This window comes from Zhenhengia sp., assembly GCF_046966505.1.
Classification (GTDB): Bacteria; Bacillota; Clostridia; order Lachnospirales; family Cellulosilyticaceae; genus Zhenhengia; species Zhenhengia yiwuensis.
This window is the reverse complement of record NZ_JBKVCH010000005.1, coordinates 195,951-212,842: the sequence shown is the minus strand read 5'-3', so window position 1 is coordinate 212,842 and position 16,892 is coordinate 195,951. Positions and strand designations below refer to the sequence as shown.

General features: G+C 35.3%; 18 protein-coding genes. 13 read left to right on the top strand and 5 right to left on the bottom strand.

Annotation, left to right across the window (positions count from 1 at the left end; all coding sequences use genetic code 11):
* Together ACLTBU_RS08185 and ACLTBU_RS08180 are read right to left on the bottom strand one after the other, a co-directional pair.
* Window positions 1-372: a metal-dependent transcriptional regulator gene (locus ACLTBU_RS08185; RefSeq protein WP_177668380.1), complete on the bottom strand. Its 372-nt coding sequence runs from the start codon at window positions 370-372 to the stop codon at window positions 1-3.
* Window positions 373-442: 70 nt separating this feature from the next.
* The gene (locus ACLTBU_RS08180; RefSeq protein WP_177668382.1) at window positions 443-1,462 is read right to left on the bottom strand and encodes a helix-turn-helix transcriptional regulator; all 1,020 of its coding nucleotides are present in this window, start codon (window positions 1,460-1,462) and stop codon (window positions 443-445) included.
* A 220-nt stretch (window positions 1,463-1,682) separates the two neighbouring features.
* Here ACLTBU_RS08180 and ACLTBU_RS08175 point away from each other — a divergent pair, with 220 nt between their 5' ends.
* The 9 genes from ACLTBU_RS08175 (at window position 1,683) to ACLTBU_RS08135 (ending at window position 10,246) form a co-directional block, all read left to right on the top strand.
* Window positions 1,683-2,648, top strand: a complete 966-nt coding sequence (locus ACLTBU_RS08175; protein ID WP_412218505.1) for an ABC transporter substrate-binding protein — start codon at window positions 1,683-1,685, stop codon at window positions 2,646-2,648.
* A complete protein-coding gene (locus tag ACLTBU_RS08170) occupies window positions 2,641-3,621 on the top strand; it encodes a FecCD family ABC transporter permease (RefSeq protein ID WP_177668386.1) in 981 nt (326 codons plus the stop codon). The genes ACLTBU_RS08175 and ACLTBU_RS08170 overlap by 8 nt, the downstream gene beginning before the upstream one ends.
* Window positions 3,622-3,623: 2 nt before the next feature.
* Window positions 3,624-4,625, top strand: a complete 1,002-nt coding sequence (locus ACLTBU_RS08165; RefSeq protein ID WP_249332679.1) for a FecCD family ABC transporter permease — start codon at window positions 3,624-3,626, stop codon at window positions 4,623-4,625.
* 17 nt (window positions 4,626-4,642) lie between these two features.
* On the top strand, window positions 4,643-5,461 hold the full coding sequence (locus ACLTBU_RS08160) for an ABC transporter ATP-binding protein (RefSeq protein ID WP_249332680.1): 819 nt from the start codon (window positions 4,643-4,645) through the stop codon (window positions 5,459-5,461).
* Complete coding sequence (locus ACLTBU_RS08155) at window positions 5,451-6,701, top strand: MFS transporter (protein ID WP_412218504.1); 1,251 nt, start codon at window positions 5,451-5,453, stop codon at window positions 6,699-6,701. Before ACLTBU_RS08160 ends, ACLTBU_RS08155 begins: the two co-directional genes overlap by 11 nt.
* A 131-nt stretch (window positions 6,702-6,832) precedes the next feature.
* Window positions 6,833-7,651, top strand: coding sequence for an acyltransferase domain-containing protein (locus ACLTBU_RS08150; RefSeq protein WP_412218502.1), 819 nt, complete (start codon window positions 6,833-6,835; stop codon window positions 7,649-7,651).
* Between the two features lie 263 nt (window positions 7,652-7,914).
* Complete coding sequence (locus ACLTBU_RS08145) at window positions 7,915-8,463, top strand: ECF transporter S component (RefSeq protein WP_412218501.1); 549 nt, start codon at window positions 7,915-7,917, stop codon at window positions 8,461-8,463.
* A 31-nt stretch (window positions 8,464-8,494) separates the two neighbouring features.
* The gene (locus ACLTBU_RS08140; RefSeq protein ID WP_412218500.1) at window positions 8,495-9,052 is read left to right on the top strand and encodes a uridine kinase; all 558 of its coding nucleotides are present in this window, start codon (window positions 8,495-8,497) and stop codon (window positions 9,050-9,052) included.
* Between the two features lie 75 nt (window positions 9,053-9,127).
* The gene (locus tag ACLTBU_RS08135) at window positions 9,128-10,246 is read left to right on the top strand and encodes an aldo/keto reductase (RefSeq protein ID WP_249332685.1); all 1,119 of its coding nucleotides are present in this window, start codon (window positions 9,128-9,130) and stop codon (window positions 10,244-10,246) included.
* Between the two features lie 45 nt (window positions 10,247-10,291).
* Here ACLTBU_RS08135 and ACLTBU_RS08130 read toward each other — a convergent pair whose 3' ends face one another.
* On the bottom strand, window positions 10,292-10,720 hold the full coding sequence (locus ACLTBU_RS08130) for a cupin domain-containing protein (protein WP_412218499.1): 429 nt from the start codon (window positions 10,718-10,720) through the stop codon (window positions 10,292-10,294).
* A gap of 331 nt (window positions 10,721-11,051) precedes the next feature.
* Here ACLTBU_RS08130 and ACLTBU_RS08125 point away from each other — a divergent pair, with 331 nt between their 5' ends.
* Window positions 11,052-12,023, top strand: coding sequence for a tRNA dihydrouridine synthase (locus ACLTBU_RS08125; protein ID WP_412218498.1), 972 nt, complete (start codon window positions 11,052-11,054; stop codon window positions 12,021-12,023).
* Between the two features lie 356 nt (window positions 12,024-12,379).
* Window positions 12,380-13,093, top strand: a complete 714-nt coding sequence (locus ACLTBU_RS08120; protein WP_412218497.1) for an HAD family hydrolase — start codon at window positions 12,380-12,382, stop codon at window positions 13,091-13,093.
* A 67-nt stretch (window positions 13,094-13,160) separates the two neighbouring features.
* Here ACLTBU_RS08120 and ACLTBU_RS08115 read toward each other — a convergent pair whose 3' ends face one another.
* On the bottom strand, window positions 13,161-13,907 hold the full coding sequence (locus ACLTBU_RS08115) for a 3'-5' exonuclease (protein WP_249332689.1): 747 nt from the start codon (window positions 13,905-13,907) through the stop codon (window positions 13,161-13,163).
* Window positions 13,908-14,031: 124 nt separating this feature from the next.
* Between ACLTBU_RS08115 and ACLTBU_RS08110 the strand changes: the two genes are divergently transcribed.
* Together ACLTBU_RS08110 and ACLTBU_RS08105 are read left to right on the top strand one after the other, a co-directional pair.
* The gene (locus ACLTBU_RS08110; protein WP_249332690.1) at window positions 14,032-15,174 is read left to right on the top strand and encodes a metallophosphoesterase; all 1,143 of its coding nucleotides are present in this window, start codon (window positions 14,032-14,034) and stop codon (window positions 15,172-15,174) included.
* A 94-nt stretch (window positions 15,175-15,268) separates the two neighbouring features.
* On the top strand, window positions 15,269-15,787 hold the full coding sequence (locus tag ACLTBU_RS08105) for a dihydrofolate reductase family protein (RefSeq protein ID WP_249332691.1): 519 nt from the start codon (window positions 15,269-15,271) through the stop codon (window positions 15,785-15,787).
* Window positions 15,788-15,893: 106 nt separating this feature from the next.
* On the opposite strand, the gene ACLTBU_RS08100 is transcribed toward ACLTBU_RS08105, so the two are convergent.
* Window positions 15,894-16,817 carry a DUF362 domain-containing protein gene (locus tag ACLTBU_RS08100; protein ID WP_412218495.1) on the bottom strand — a complete coding sequence of 308 codons (924 nt, stop codon included), beginning with the start codon at window positions 16,815-16,817 and terminating at the stop codon, window positions 15,894-15,896.
* Window positions 16,818-16,892: the final 75 nt, after the last annotated feature.

Sequence of the window (16,892 nt, the reverse complement as noted above, 5' to 3'; positions counted from 1 at the left end):
TCAGCTTTTTTTTATAGCAATTAATTTTTTAATAGCTTCAAAACTTTCCTTACTTATAACATGTTCAATTTTACATGCATCTTCTAGTGCGATTTCTTCACTTACACCAAGCTGTTTTAGCCAAAAGGATAAAATCTTATGTCTTTCATAAATCATTTCAGCCACTTCTTTGCCTGTATCGGTTAAGTAGATAAATCCGGCTTCAGTGACCGTAATATAATGATTTTCACGTAGATTTTTCATAGCCGTACTAACGCTTGATTTTTTGAAGTTTAATTCATTTGCGATGTCAACGGAACGTACAACAGGAAGCTTTTGACTTAATATGAGAATGGTTTCTAAATAGTTTTCAGCTGATTCATTTAGACTCATAATGACTCCTTTTGTTGTCTAGAAAATAGAAATAGGTTACTCATTAAAATAAAGTATAGCATGGTGCATATTATTTTTCAAACGCTGAGGAGTGGCGATACTCAAGAGGCGTGCAGTGGTATGTTTCACGAAATCTTTTAATAAAGTTACTGGTATAAGGGTAACCAACTTTACGAGCAATTTCGGCTATACTTTCATCTGTTGTGCAAAGAAGATGAGCAGCAAGGGACATGCGCATAGAAGTTATAAACTGTCCAATAGGCAGATGATAATAGTATGAAAAGCCTGCCTTCAACTTTTGAGGATTTAAAAGCACTAATTCACTTAAGTGTTCAATAGTAGGCGGAGATTGAAGGTTTTCTATAAGGATTGTATGGGCTTTTTGAATAGCACGAATATCCTGAGCATTGAAATGTAAATACTTATTTTTACCAACAGGTACTTTGCCGTAATAAAGTTGTTTGGTAAAGGCATGTTCAGGAGATGCTTGTAGGGTTTCCATAAGAATTCCTATACATTGAAGGAGATAGCTTTCTAAGAGAAGCGGATTAAGGGTATTTTGTTTAGCAAGAGACTGCATCTTTTCTAAAAGGGTAACGATCTCTATAGGAAGATAACGATAGGTAAAATTGGGTGTAAAGTTTTCAAAGCTAAAATCCGCATTCAAGCTCTTTTTAATAATATCCTCAAAATACGTCTCATGTATAGTGAATTCTGCACCATGAAAGTGCTGACCTTTCGTCCAAGTTTGTTTCCCTTTAAGGTTTTTTTCAATGACAAAAAAAGAAGAAGGTGTAAAGGATCCTGTAGGCTGATTTTCAAGTTTGAAATTGGTAGTACCTTCATAAACTGTTCCAAAGCGGATTAAATGTTCTGGATTATCAAAAGCCAGCTTAAAAGAGTGAGGGACTGTATAATCTGCAATACCAAAAGAATAATAGCCAGGACGTTCATAAAATAGAAAATATCCATTTTCAGGATGTTGTGGATTTTTATAAAGAATAGAATGGTTTTGCTTATGAGGAAGAAATGTTAAGGCTTGTAGGACCGTTTCACGAAAGGATTTAGAAGATTTAACAAGTTTATACATAGTATTTCCTCCATGATAAAAAATATAGAAAAAGTATACGAGATTGTTTCTCAAAAAGCAAGGCTGTCTAAAAGGAGATAATGCAATCGGATGATAAAATAATGAAAAGAGATGAAAAGCTTGTTTGAGTGGAGGGGGCTATGTATAATCCAACTATCTGTTAGTTACAACTAACCAAAATGAGTCGAAGAGAACGATGTAGACGAAAAGGAGATATAAGATGAAAAAGCATATTTTACTTGTAATGAGCATCTTTGTATTGGTTTTTAGCCTTGTAGGTTGTGGTAATAATAACCAAGCAGGACAGCAAAGTGCCAATGAAGGACAAGAAGCAAAAGAAACACGCGTAGTAAAAGATGTAAAAGGAGAAGTGGAAATTCCTATGCATCCAGAACGTATTGTAGATATTAGTGGAGCAAGTGATATTTTATCTATTTTAGGCTATGACGTTATTGGAACAGCCAATAGTGATGGTTATGATTATACAAAATTCCCATCTTATTTAGAAGATGTACTTGGACATGCACAAATTTTAGGTTATAGCATGTTAGCTGAAATGGATGTAGAAGCTATTATTGCATTAGAACCAGATTTAATTGTTATCTCTACAGTACAAGAAAAAATGTACGATCAATTATCAAAAATTGCTCCAGTCATTATGGTGGAAATGAAACAAATGGACTGGAAAGAAGATTTTATGCACGTAGCTACAATCTTTGGTGAAGAAGAGAAAGCAACGGAGTGGATTGATACTTACTTAGCAAAAGCCAAAGAAGTTGGTGCAAGCATTAGAGAAACATATGGCGAAGAAAGTTCTTATTTATCTTTCTTAGCAAGCGGTGGTAGCTTATTTATCTTTGATGGTGCTGGTCTTGGGACAATCTTTTATGATGATATGGGCTTAGCAAAACCAGAAGGAATGCCACAACAAGAAAATGTCAGCTTACCCGTTGTAACATTTGAAGGCTTAGCAGAAATTAATGCAGATTATATCTTTGCTATTGCAACAGATGAAGACTTAGCTGCTTTAACAGCAAGCAGTATTTGGAACGGAACAGAAGCTGTAAAAAATGGAAATGTCGTAACATTACCAGCAAGTCCATACTTTAATCAAGGTTATAGCCCAATCGGAAGATTAGTATTTGTAGAAGAAGTAGAAGCTTTATTAGCAGGTATGCATGAATAAGAAAACCTTTTTTCTTGTTAGTACGTGTAGCATAATTGCAGTAATTGGGCTAGTTATTGCAGTGAGCTTTGGCGCAAAGCGTATTCCCTTACAAGTTGTTTGGGACAGCATCTTTCATTATGAAGATATTTTAGAAATGCAATTAGTCCGAGATGTTCGTATACCAAGAGTGATTAGTACCGCCTTTGTAGGCGGTATTCTTGGTATTACTGGGGCTATGATGCAGGGGGTTACAAGAAACCCAGTAGCAGAACCTTCATTAATGGGTATTACGCAAGGGGCTACCTTTGCTATAGCTTTAGTAGGTGCAAGTTCATCTTTATATGGATTATTTGGCAATACTGCGGCAGCCTTTTTAGGTGCCATAGTAAGTGGTTTATTAGTACTTGGGTTTAGTATGAAAAGTGCTAGAAATATGAATATTTCACGTTTATTATTAGCAGGAACGGCATTAAGTACTTTCTTTATTTCTATGGCAACGATTATTGCACTGCTTACGAATAAATCACAAAACTTAGCCTTTTGGCTATCAGGAGGTTTTCGTGCAGTGACTTGGGAGAGTGTAAAATTAGTGGTTATAGTAGGTGGACTGACAACACTGATAGCACTCTTTTTATCGCCTAAAATTAATATCGTTAACTTAGGAGAAGATGTTTGTATAGGTCTTGGAGAAAATCCCGTTAAAATTCGTATGTATACTTTACTGCTGATTATTCCAATGTGTGCAGTATGTGTAGCTGTAGCGGGAAACATAGCGTTTGTTGGCTTAATCGTACCCCATATTGTAAGAAAAATAGTTGGGCAAGATTACCGCATCATTATGCCGATCTCTTTCTTATGTGGGGCAACCCTTGTCATTTGGGCAGACGTATTGGCTCGATTAGTTAATCAGCCGTATGAAACACCTATTGGACTCTTTACTTCTATCGTTGGCGTACCTTTATTTATATGGATGGTTAGAAAGGAGAGTTAGAAATGAAAAAACGTGTAGTTATGGCGACTATCATTACTAGTCTTCTTTTTATAGGTATCTTTTTCTTAGCGATTAGCTGGGGAAGTTACAATATAGCTTTTGAAGATGTTGTTAAAACGTTAGTTGGAGCAGGATCAAGACTTCAGCAAACAACCATATGGGATATTCGTTTACCTCGAATAGCAGTGGCAATGGTTGTAGCGATTGCCTTATCTACTTCAGGCTGCATTTTGCAAAGTGTGACACGCAATGAGCTTGCAGAGCCTGGTATGATTGGGATTAATGCAGGGGCAGCAATAGCTGTTGTCTTTTTAATATCTTATGGGCAAACAACTTATTATGATCGTATTGGAGATTTTGCCTTATTTGTTATGCCCATTGTAGCTATTTTAGGGGCATTTTTAAGTGGAGGACTTATTTATAGACTAAGCTATAAAAAAGGGATATCACCCACTAAGCTTATTTTAACAGGGATTGGTGTAAATGTTGGGATTAATGCTGTCATCTCCTTATACCAGCTGAATATGTCAAAAGGAGACTACAATCAGGTGCTTACTTGGATTAGTGGAAGCTTATGGGGAAGCAGTTGGAAATTTTTCTTCTTAGTTATGCCACTTATCCTTCTCTTTTTAGGGCTAGTCATCTGGAAGAACAAAATACTAGATGTGCTGGATTTAGGAGATGAAATTGCAATAGGATTAGGTGTATGTGTAGAAAAAGAAAGAAAGATTCTATTTTTCTATGCCATTGCATTAGCAGCACTTGCAACCTCTGTAGCCGGTAATATTGCTTTTCTTGGCTTATTAGGTCCACATATTGCAAAACGCTTAGTAGGTCCTATTCATAGAAGACAAATACCTATGGCAGCCCTTATCAGTTGCATCCTTATTGTATTTGCAGACTCAATTTCAAGAAATGTTTTTTCACCTATTGAAATTCCAGTTGGCATTACACTAGCAATTGTTGGAGTACCTTATTTTATTTATTTAATGTTAAAAGAATAAGAGGTTTGGAGGAACAAATGGAAGCCATTAATATAAAAGACTTAGATGTCGCTTATGAACAAAGATATATTATAAAAAATATGAACTTAGAAATTCCTAAGGGAAAAATTACAATGATTATTGGGTCAAATGGTTGCGGAAAATCTACTTTACTCAAAACCATTGCACGTATTATTACACCTAAAAAAGGAGAAATCCGATTAAATGGTGTAAGTATTAAAGAGCAGGCGCCAAAAGATATTGCAAAAAAAATGGCTGTGTTGCCGCAAAGTCCTACTGTTCCTTCAGGGCTTCTTGTTAAAGAATTAGTTTCTTATGGCAGATTTCCTTATCAAAGTGCTATGGGTGGCTTAAAGCAAGAAGATATAGATAAAGTACAAAAGGCTATGGAAGATACCGGTATTATTGAGTTCGCCAATCGCCCAGTGGACAGTTTATCAGGTGGACAAAGACAACGTGCATGGATTGCTATGGCCTTAGCGCAGGAAACAGAAATTTTAGTATTAGACGAGCCTACGACTTATTTGGATATGGCACATCAGTTAGAAATTCTCTTGTTACTACAGAAACTCAACAAAGAACAAAATCGTACGATTATTATGGTCTTACACGAACTGAATAATGCTACGAAATTTGCGGACTATCTTATTGGTGTTAAAGAAGGTGAAGTTATTTTTAAAGGGGAACCTTTAGAGGTGATTACGAAAGAAAATCTACAAAAACTTTATGGCATTGATGCCAAATTGCAGTTAGATGAAACAAACAGTTATCCAATTTGTGTTGATTTTAATATTGGACGAGAGGATTCAAAGGAAAGGAATGAGTATGCAAAGTAAGCTTTATCATAAAAATTTTAATATATTAGTACTTGGGCAGATTATATCCCTATTTGGAAGCTCTATTCAGCGCTTTGCTTTGTCCTTGTATCTACTGGATTTAACGGGATCAGCGAGTATTTTTGCATCTATTTTAGCAATCTCTATGATTCCTATTGTACTCATTTCACCTATAGCGGGGATTTTAGCGGACCGTGGCAATAAGAAAAAGCTTATGGTTGCTTTAGATCTTATAAGTGGGCTACTCTTAGTCTTCTATGCAGGAATTGTACTGCAAGGGAAAGATCATGTGGTCATTATAGCCCTTGTCATGATTTTATTATCTACCCTTTCTACTATTTATCAGCCTGTAGTCAATACTTGTATTCCTATTCTTGTTGCAGATGAGCATTTGGTAAAGGCTAATGCAATTATTCAGCAAGTTGCTTCTTTAAGCAATTTCTTAGGACCGATTTTTGCAGGGATGTTATATGGACTCTTTGGCATTACAGGCGTCATTCTTTTAAATATGATAAGCTTTTTATTCTCGGCAATAATGGAATTATTTTTAGACATTCTACATACCAGGGGAGAGCAAAAAGAATCTTTTAAACAGGTCTTTTTAACAGATATGAAAGAAAGTTATCAGTATTTAAGATATAAAAATCCTATTGTTTTACGTATGCTTTTATTCTCTGGATTCTATAATTTGTTTTTAGTACCTGTATTTAGTATAGTAGCACCTTATTTAATTAAGGTTACGTTTGGGCTATCTGCAGAGGTTTATGGAATAGCAGAAGGTATGATTGCACTTGGTATGATTATGGGTGGGGCTATTATTACATGGAAGCCTAACCGTTTCCATATTAAGCGTGTGCATAGGTTACTTTATATGACATCTTTAGCAATGCTTATGATGGGCGGTTCAGTATGGTTATTCCAATTAGGTAAGGGGTCAGCTCTTTTTAGTGTTATGATCTTTACACTGTTTGGAATGGTCATTATGGGCGTACTAGGCATTGCCAATGTGCTGAGCGCAGCTTATTTATATCATGAAGTAGAAGGTTCTATGTTAGGTAAAATTTTAGCCTTTGGCTCAGCCTTTGCTACTTTATGTATTCCACTAGGACAAATCCTATTTGGGGAGTTAATTGAGAACTTGGTAGGTCATATAGAATGGATTATTTGGTTTGCAGCCCTCTTTGTATTCGGTGTAACAAGCTTAGTACGTTGGAATGTCTTACAAATTAAAGATGAATAAAGTATTTTTTATTCTACGTTTTAGATGAAAAAATTACTTGGACAAGATATAATGAAATTACAGTAAAAGTTTAAAATTTTAAGCTATTAAATAGGAATAAGTTTGAGTAAACGAGGGTGAGGGGAAAGGTTATGAATTGGAGAGAACTGGCAAAGCATTTACAGATAAATGAGAGGGGGATAGCTTGCTTAGAGCGTGTGGAAGAAAGTAAGCTTAGCCTTGAAACAATTTGTAGTACTAAAAGTCATGAGCAGTTTTTTAAAGCAGTTAAACAACAAGCTTTATATGATAAGCTAGATTATAGAGAAGTATTTGCCTATGTGTATATGGTGTTAGCAGCTAGGGCTTATGACAAGTACAAAGAAGAGGGCATTGATGATGAGATTTATTATGATACGATGATGGACTTAGTCATTTGGAGTGATGATTGTTATAAGAAATTTGGCATATGGGGGATTGATGAATATGGCTGGCTTATTCATCATGTACAGCTTAAAATCTTTAAATTAGGGCGCTTACAGTTTCAGCCTATAACACTTGGAGAAGCCATAGTTTGTGAGGCGTACAAACTAGAAAAAGGAGAAAAGGTTCTTAATGTACATATACCAGCAGGGGAAGCATTAGATCATGATAAGTGTAAGGCATCCTATAAGATGGCCAAGCAATTTTTTAAGGATGGCAACATGAATTGTATATGTTCTTCTTGGCTTCTTAATCCAGTTTATGAGGCGCTTCTTCCTGCAAGCTCTAATATCGTTCAATTTCAGAAGGATTACTATATCTATGAGGTAGATGATTTATGTATGCAAGCTGAGGAAAGAATCTTTGGAGAGGTTAAGTCTAATCCGAATTTCTATGCACAAGATACAACTTTGCAGAAAGTAGCAGCTACTTATTTAAAGCAAGGGAAAAGGTTAGGAATAGGTAAAGGGGTTTTAAAAGTAGATTAATAAAAAGCGAATAAGAAAATAAAAGCATTAAAACAATTAAGGTTTTAGTGCTTTTTTTTATTGAGAAGCTAAGTGAAATGAAATAAGAAGTGTAAAAAATATTTGTTGCAGATCGTGTTAAGATGGAGATCTTTAGTGTTTCATAACTTTTTTTGTTCTAAAATACATAATTATACTTATACACTTGACTTAGAGTAAACTTTAAGTGTTATGCTGAATAAGATTAAAACATTCTTAAAAAAGTTCATGAGGAGGGGATAAGGATGAGAACGAAAAAATTATGTATAGCAGGTATATGCCTTACATTATGTATGCTACTACCCTTTTTGACAGGGCAAATTCCTCAGATAGGTAATGCACTAAGTCCAATGCATATTCCTGTTTTACTATGCGGTATGTTATGTGGAGGAATTTATGGAGCTCTAATAGGTTTTATAGCGCCTATACTTCGATTTATGCTATTTGGAATGCCGCCTATCTTTCCAATAGGAATTGCTATGGCCTTTGAACTCGCAGCTTATGGTATGGCTTCAGGTGTGATTTACCGTGCATTGCCTAAAAAGGCGATTAATATTTATATTTCACTAATAAGTGCTATGCTAGTTGGGCGAGTAGTTTGGGGAATTGCAAGATTTATAATGGCTTTGGCTTTTGGCATTGAATTCTCTTTCCAAATGTTCCTATCCGGTGCTTTTATTACAGCTATTCCGGGGATTATATGCCATATTTTAATTATTCCAATCCTTGTAATGGCTTGTCAAAAAGCAGGGGCAGTTCTAAAAGCAAATGAGCAAGAAATAAAGGTAGGGTAAAATACACAGTACATAGGAAGGAAATAGAAAGATGCAGAATGAGGTTATCTTGAAGATAGAAGCGTGTATTAAAGAAAAGGATAAATGCATTTTAGCCATAGATGGCAGAGCAGCAGCAGGCAAAACAACTTTAGCCAATTTACTTCAAGAATACTTTGATGGGGCAGTTATCCATATGGATGATTTCTTTTTACCTTTGGAATTAAGAACAAAAGAGCGTTATGCTACGCCTGGTGGTAATGTACATTATGAAAGGTTTAATGAAGAAGTAGGAAGTCAGCTTACAATAGGGCATGCTTTTAAATACCAAAGGTTTAATTGTAAGAAAATGCAGCTCGATACTTGGCAGGAAGTAGAAAGTAAAAAAGTTATGATTGTAGAAGGGACTTATGCTACACATCCAGAAATTCAAGTAGCTTATGATATGAAACTCTTTTTAGATATCAATAAGAAGGAGCAGAAAAGTAGAATCTTACATAGAAATGGGGAGAAGATGTTAGAGCAGTTCTTAAGTAAATGGATTCCTTTAGAGGAAATGTATTTTGAAAGTTACAGTGTAATGGAGCATTGTCATAGGGTATTGACTTAGAGCGTACTCGAAGTGCTAGGCTAATAAAGGTAGAAAAAGTAATTCTATTACAATAATCAAGGGGGATGAAGTAGAATGGAACAGAAAAAATTAGGCTTTGGATTTATGCGTCTGCCATTAACCAATAAAGAAGATCAAAATAGCATTGATTATGAGATGCTCAGTCAAATGGTGGATACTTTTCTAGAAAGAGGCTTTACTTATTTTGATACAGCCTATATGTATCATAACTTCAAAAGTGAGATTGCACTACGTGAAGTATTAGTTAAGCGTCATGACAGAGCATCCTTTACAATAGCAACAAAGATGCCAACTATGTTTTTACGTCAGAAAGAAGATATGGAAAGGATCTTTAGTGAACAGCTAGAAAAATGTGGAGTAGAGTATTTTGATTATTACATGCTTCATAATTTAGGTGTTTCCCACTATGAAATTGCAAAGAAAATGGATGCTTTTGCTTTTATACAGCAGAAGAAAGCAATAGGCCAAATCAAGCAAATAGGTTTTTCATTCCATGATACAGCAGATTTATTAGATGAAATTTTAACAGAGCATCCAGAAGTGGACTTTGTACAACTTCAAATTAATTATCTGGATTGGGATAATGAAAGCATTCAATCAAGAAAATGTTATGAAGTGGCAATTAAGCATAAAAAGTCCGTTATTGTTATGGAACCTGTTAAGGGAGGAGCATTAGCAGATATTCCAAGGGAAGCTGAAGAGCTGTTTAAAACTTATCATCCAGATTTATCTATACCATCTTGGGCCATTCGTTTTGCGGCAAGTCTAGAAAACGTCATAATGGTTTTAAGTGGTATGTCAAATATGGAGCAGCTTTTAGATAATACGAGCTATATGCAGGAATTTGAGCCTTTTACTCAAAAAGAATATGAAAAAGTAGGAGAAGCAGTAGAGATAATCAATAAAGCTATTACAGTTCCTTGTACAGCTTGTCAGTATTGTGTAGATGGATGTCCAAAGCATATTCCGATTCCAAACTATTTTGCCCTATACAACACAGAAAAACAGGTAACCAATTCCGGATTTTCTACACAGCGCGTTTATTATAGCAATTATACAAAGCAGTATGGAAAGGCATCGGATTGCATAGGGTGCAAAAAATGTGAGAGAAGTTGTCCACAGCATATTGAAATAACAAAACACCTAGAGGATGTAGCAAGAACATTTGAATAAATAAAAAGCCAGAGTACTTTATAGAAGGTACTCTGGCTTTTTGTTTTAAAACGAATGTTGCCCTTCTTCTAATTCAGCATCTGCCTTTGTTACATGGACTGTTCCAGGTGGGTGATTTGGCGGAGCGTAGATGGAATACAGCTTAAGTGGCACTGAGCCAGTATTGATTAGATTATGCCAGGTGCCAGCAGGAATGATAAAAGCATCGTCAGCAAATACAGGTTGCTGGAAACTAGGTATATCTTTATGAGTACCCATCATAACAAGGCCTTGACCTTGTTCAAGACGTATAAATTGATCGACATCACTGTGCATTTCTAAGCCAATATCTTCTCCAGGAAGAAGACTCATTAAAGTGAGTTGCAGATATGGACCTGACCATAAAGCTGTGCGGAAGTTATTATTACTTTTAGTAGCCTGCTCAATATTAATAGCAAAAGGATAAGGTCCATAATCTTTAAGGCGCTCGGTCATATCTTGGGAAGTGGCATTACCTCTGTATCGTCTAGGGTTTGGGGAATTATAATGATTAAAAAGACCCATTGTAGTGCTCCTTTCATGGTGATACATTATTAGTATATGTAAGGGCTGTATAGAAGTGATAAGTTGGGAGTATTTACTGATTTTAGATTGGATAAAAAAGGATTAAGGATTAGGCAGTATAAGCTATTAGACCATTGCATAAGGACTTAGAAGGAGAAGTAAAAAAGGTAAAAGGTTTTTATAGACCTATATAAATAGGCTTTTCTGTATCTATCGCTTTAGTATATAATAGAAGCAACCTAAATAAAGGAGTTACGAATCGATGAAGTTTTATTTTGCACCTATGGAAGGCATAACAGGATATGTTTATAGAAGGGCTCATGCCCATTTCTTTAATAATGTTGATAAATATTTTCTTCCTTTTATTGCAGCTAATCAGCATGGAAGTTTTTCAACAAGAGAATTACATGATATTTTACCGGAGCATAATGAGGGGGTAGTAGCCATCCCTCAGATTTTAACGAATAACGCAGAAGATTTTATTCGTACGTCTAGGCAGCTGCAAGAATTTGGTTATAATGAGATTAATCTGAACTTAGGTTGCCCTTCAGGGACCGTAGTCACTAAAAATAAAGGGTCTGGTTTCCTTTCACAAAAGGAGGCGTTAGATCAGTTTTTAGAAGAAATTTTTGCACAATCTCTTACGAAGATTTCAATTAAAACACGTATAGGGAAAGATAGTGCAGAAGAATTTTATGAGCTTATTGAAATCTTTAATAAGTATCCTATGGAGGAGCTTATTATCCATCCTAGAATTCAAAAGGACTATTATAAGAATAAACCGAACATGGAAATCTTTAAGGAAGGTCTTGCTTTAAGCAAAAATCCAGTGTGCTACAATGGGGACCTTTTTACAGTAGAGCACTATGAGAATTTTACAAAAGCTTATCCAAATGTAGAAATGGTCATGCTAGGAAGAGGTTTACTTGCTAATCCAGGCCTTATTCGTGAAATTAAAAGCCATAAACCATTAGATAAAGAGGTACTTAAGGACTTTCATGATAGAATTTATGCAGATTATCAAGGCATTATGTCTGGGGAACGTAATGTCCTCTTTAAGATGAAAGAATCTTGGTTCTATATGATTTATATGTTCTCTAATCATGAAAAGTATGCCAAGAAAATTAAAAAAGCTCAAAGATTATCTGATTATGAGCTAGCAGTAGAAAGTTTATTTAGAGAGCAAGAGATTGTAGAAGGTGCGGGCATGTTTTCTTCTAAATCTATAGAGTAAGCCAACAGAGCATTAAGCTTTCGTTAAGGCTAGAAAGGTAAGATAGGATTAGAATGAGCTAACGATATGCTCCTTAAATAAAAATACAAAAATGGACTGCTAGATGGCAGTCTATTTTTATAAAAAGTTTAAAAGTGCTTTACAACCTTCTACAATATCCTCACCAATAAGGCAGAATAGATTTTGAGTATTATAATTATCCATACACAGAATAGAGCCATATTGATCATAGTCCTCCTATAAAACACTTCTAAACTTGCAAAGCCCAAAAGGATAAAATATAATAGCTTTAAACAGAAAATTGAACTAGAGTAAAGTGTAATATTGCGTAAACCATAAACAGTTAGGAGACAGAAATGGAAAAGGGAAAGCATATCAAAGGCATACTATTTGATAAAGATGGTACATTACTTGATTTTGAGCAAACCTGGAGACCTGTATGGAATAAGACAGAAGAGCAATTGGGTATCATTTTACAGATAAGTGAAAGGGAAATGAGAGAAATCAGAGAAAGATTAGGGATTTTAGAAGATGGATTTACCTCAGATAGTATCTACGTAGCAGGTACACTCTTAGATTATGCACAGATTATTTCTAAGGTGAGTCAAAAAGAATTAAGTACAGTTTTAGAGGTATTAAACGCCATATATAAAGATTTTGTAGAAAGTAAAAAGCTACATATTGTACCTATTGGAAATCCAAAAGAAATTATGACCTACTTAAAACAAAAAGGCTACAAATTGGGGATTGTAACAGCAGACAATTTGTTAAATACAGAGTACTTTGTTAAGGAGACAGGTCTAGAAGCATTAATCGATTTTATTGCATCAGATGATGGGTATTACCAAATGAAACCCCATCCACACATGTTGGAAGCATTTTGCATGCAAATGGGGCTAGAGAGGCATGAAGTAGCAGTAGTAGGAGATACCTTAAAAGATATGAAATTTGGTAAGCATAATCAAATGGGACAAAGTATTTATGTAACAAGTAGCTATCCCAATGCAGAAGCTATGGAGCTCGCAGACCATGTCATTAAGCATATAGGTGATTTGATAGAGTTATTTTAGTAGAGTGTGATGATAGAGTAATTAGGCCTAGAACATAAAAAGAATGTTCTAGGCCTTTGTAGTTCGTTTATTCTAAAAATTGATGAGTTTTACCCATTTGATAGGCAAGCTTAATCATAGCTACTTCTTCAGGTGTCATAGCTCTTTCATACATCTTTTCAAATTGCTGGATAAGCTTTTCAAAATTAATTTTCTTTTTAGGCTGACTTGGGCGGACTGGTTTATAGAAGGGGTCATATTGAATAGAGGGCATATGAGAAGGTCTATAAACTTTTTTAAAAATTTCAGCTGTATAGTAGGCATCGTGAAGTGCATTATGAAAAGGATGAGCTATAGGAATATGCAACATAGAAACAGCAAGTTCAAGACTCAGTAGTTTTTTTATAGGGAGATGAAAGTGTAGGGAGGTATAGGGCTGAATATTAATATAATGCTTTGGGAGAAGATTGATATCAAGTTCATGAGAAAGTGCATTTTTAAAAAGTTCTTTCATATCAATAAGACCCCATACACAAAAGAGGGTATCTGTGCTTCCTATAAAATCTATAAAATCTCTATAAACTTCAGGAAAGCGTGCTTCACTTTCAAGCTGCTCAGTTGTAATGCTAGTAAGTTCTGCAACAAAGGGGCTAATTTGTCCATAGAAGGTGGGTTTAATATAGCGATTAAAGGTTTCAATTGTATGAAACTTTTCATCAAGTTTTAAAGCTCCAATTTGAATAATTTCAAAAGAACAGAGCTTTTTGGGACGATCAAAAATCCTTAAAGATGGCGCATCTTGATTAAATTCTAAGTCAAATACAATATATTGCATAATTATCTCCTTCAATCTATAAACTGCATTTATTTTTAGCCTATTGTGAAGAATCTATTCCATAAATGAAACAAAACAAGTTTGTACATATTAAAAGAAAAGACTTTTTTAAGGAGTAGACAGTATGTATAGAGACATTCCAGAATTTGCGCTTGTTATGATCATAGGACAAGATGAAATAAGTACAAAAAGTTTTGCCAAAAAGTATTTTAAACAAGAAGAAATGGTTAATAAAGAAGACTTAGAAAGTAAGGCAGAAGAAAGACTTGAGGCACGAAAGCTTACTGTTATATTGTTAGAAGACCAAAAAGAGCAGGCTTATGAGATATTTATTCAGTTAGCCAAAAGGCATCACTGTAAGCCTGTAGCTTTTATCCTTCAAACTTCACCAGAAGAAGAGGAAGCAAGGCGTATAGAAGCTTTAACCGCAACATTGCAGAAAAAAGGATTTAAGCAGATAGAGCGTGTGGACTGTGAACAAGATGATCAACACATGACCATAAGGCGTGTAAAACTTGCGAATAATAAAAGAGAAGATCATGGACCTTTTGATATCATAGGGGATATACATGGCTGCTATAAGGAACTTTATACATTACTGGAGAAATTGGGCTATAAGGTAGATGAGAAAGCCTATAAAATAGAGGGGATGGAACCAAGAAAAGTTGTTTTTGCAGGAGATCTGGTAGATAGGGGGCCTGAAATTGTAAAAGTACTAAAACTTGTTATGGGGATGGTGAAAGAGGGGCGAGCTTACTGTGTACTCGGTAATCATGATGGTAAGTTGCAGCGTAAATTAAAAGGCTCTAAAGTTCAGGTTGCTCACGGGCTTGAGAAGACTATGGAAGAGTTAGAAAAAGAGCCTGAAGCTTTTAGGCAGGAAGTCAAAGACTTTTTAGAGACGCTTGTTAGCCATTATGTATTGGATGAGGGACAATTAGTAGTTGCCCATGCAGGGCTTAAAGAAAGGCTACAAGGTAGGGAATCTAAAACGATACGTGACTTAGCTATGTTTGGGGAGACGACAGGGAGGGTAGACCAATTTGGACTTCCTGTAAGATTAAACTGGAGTGAAAACTATGAAGGTGATGCTCTAGTTGTATATGGACATACACCTCAAAGAGAGACTAAAATCATTCATAATACTATTAATATTGATACAGGTTGTGTGTATGGAGGCAAGCTAACTGCTTTTAGATACCCTGAAAGAGAATTAGTACAAGTGCAGGCGGAGAGGACTTATTATGAATCTGCTAGACCTTTCTAAAAATAATTAGATTTAAACTTTCTCTTTAAATAGTAATGCTAATATGTTAAAGTTAAAGACTAATGAAATTAAGTAAGCATAGAGAGGTATTCAAATGAGAAAAGTTATTTTATACATTGCTATAAGTATAGATGGATATATTGCAAGAAAAAATGGAGATGTAGATTGGTTAGAAGGGGATGGCAGTGCGCCACAAGCAGATAATGGGTATGAAGCTTTCTATAGTCAAATTGATACAATTATTATGGGAAATAGCACCTATAAGCAGATTAAAGGATGGGGTGAGTATCCGTATAAAGGGACTAAAGGCTACGTATACACGACTCAAAGAGAAGGGGCCAATGAGGATGTTACTTTTACAAGTCAAAAGCCTGTAGAGCTTATCAGTCAGCTTAAACAAGAAGAAGGCAAAGACATTTGGCTTGTTGGAGGAGCAGAAATTATAGATGCATTTATAAAGGATAACTTAATTGATGAGTATATCCTTACAATAGCACCTGTTATTCTAGGTGAAGGGATACCTTTATTTAAAGATAAAAATCTTGAAACGCGATTAAAGCTAAAAGAGATGAGGTCCTTTGATGGCTTTGTTCAAAACCACTACAGTGTTTAGCAAGGGACTAGCTAAGTAAAATAGATTTATAAGTGTAAGAGATGTAGCCTATTCAAGTATACTCAAATAGGCTGCATCTCTTATTTTACAAGGAAATGAATCTATTTTAGACGGGTTTATTCGAATCAATTGCAAATTTCTTTTGATAAGCACACTGGCTGAAATGTTCTTCTGCTTGATCTAAAGGAATACCTTTAAATTGAATGCCAGTTTTGTTCTGTAGGTCAAAGGTACTTCGTCCAAGACCTTTTTTAATAATTTTATGCAGATAATGAATAGCCTGTGGTTTGAAGCCTAATAGTCTAGCACCTACTACATCTGTGCTGACAGGGTCTGTACCACAAAGAACCATATCCGTATGAATAGCCGTTCCTTTATGAGGACCTGTGCCAATCATAGCAGGGCTTGCGCTAACTATAGAGACATCAATCGTAAACTTTTCAAATAGGGCAGCCATAAAATCATGAAGTTCATCATGAATACCTAGGTCTTTTTTAGGATAACCTTGTTCATCACCAGCAGGCCAGCCCATAGTAATGTTTTTTATAGCACCTGATAGAGTAGCTTCTTCATGGATCTTGAGTTGAGTAAAAGAAATAAGAAAGGTCATTTCATTAAAAAGTTTATTGAGGCACAGTCTGCTGGGGCAAGGATGATTAATGTCTAGACTGATAAAAGGCCCTTTATTCAAGTTAATGAATTCTACTTGCTCCTCTTCTATAACTTGTAAGAATCCTACTTGTTCCATTAAACCTTGTACATCTTCTTGTCCTGGACCTGTTGCTACTACAACACGTTTAGGGTGATGAGCTTTAACAAGCTGAATAAGTTTTTGTAAACTTTGAGGGCCTACTACGCGTCCACTTTCAGGAGTAGCTGGACTTACCCAGTTCGGTGTAATAACAACTACATCATCTTGGCGAATCATAGAGGAAAAGTTAATAAGATTAAGGCCTTCTTCGATGGCCAAAGATTCATTTTCATTTTGTGTAATAGCTACAATGGGGCTAACTTGCCTTCGAACTCTCATGATACACATCCTTTATCCATAAGATTGATTTCAAATCTATTATGTGTATAAGGAAGCTTTTTCATACACAAAAGA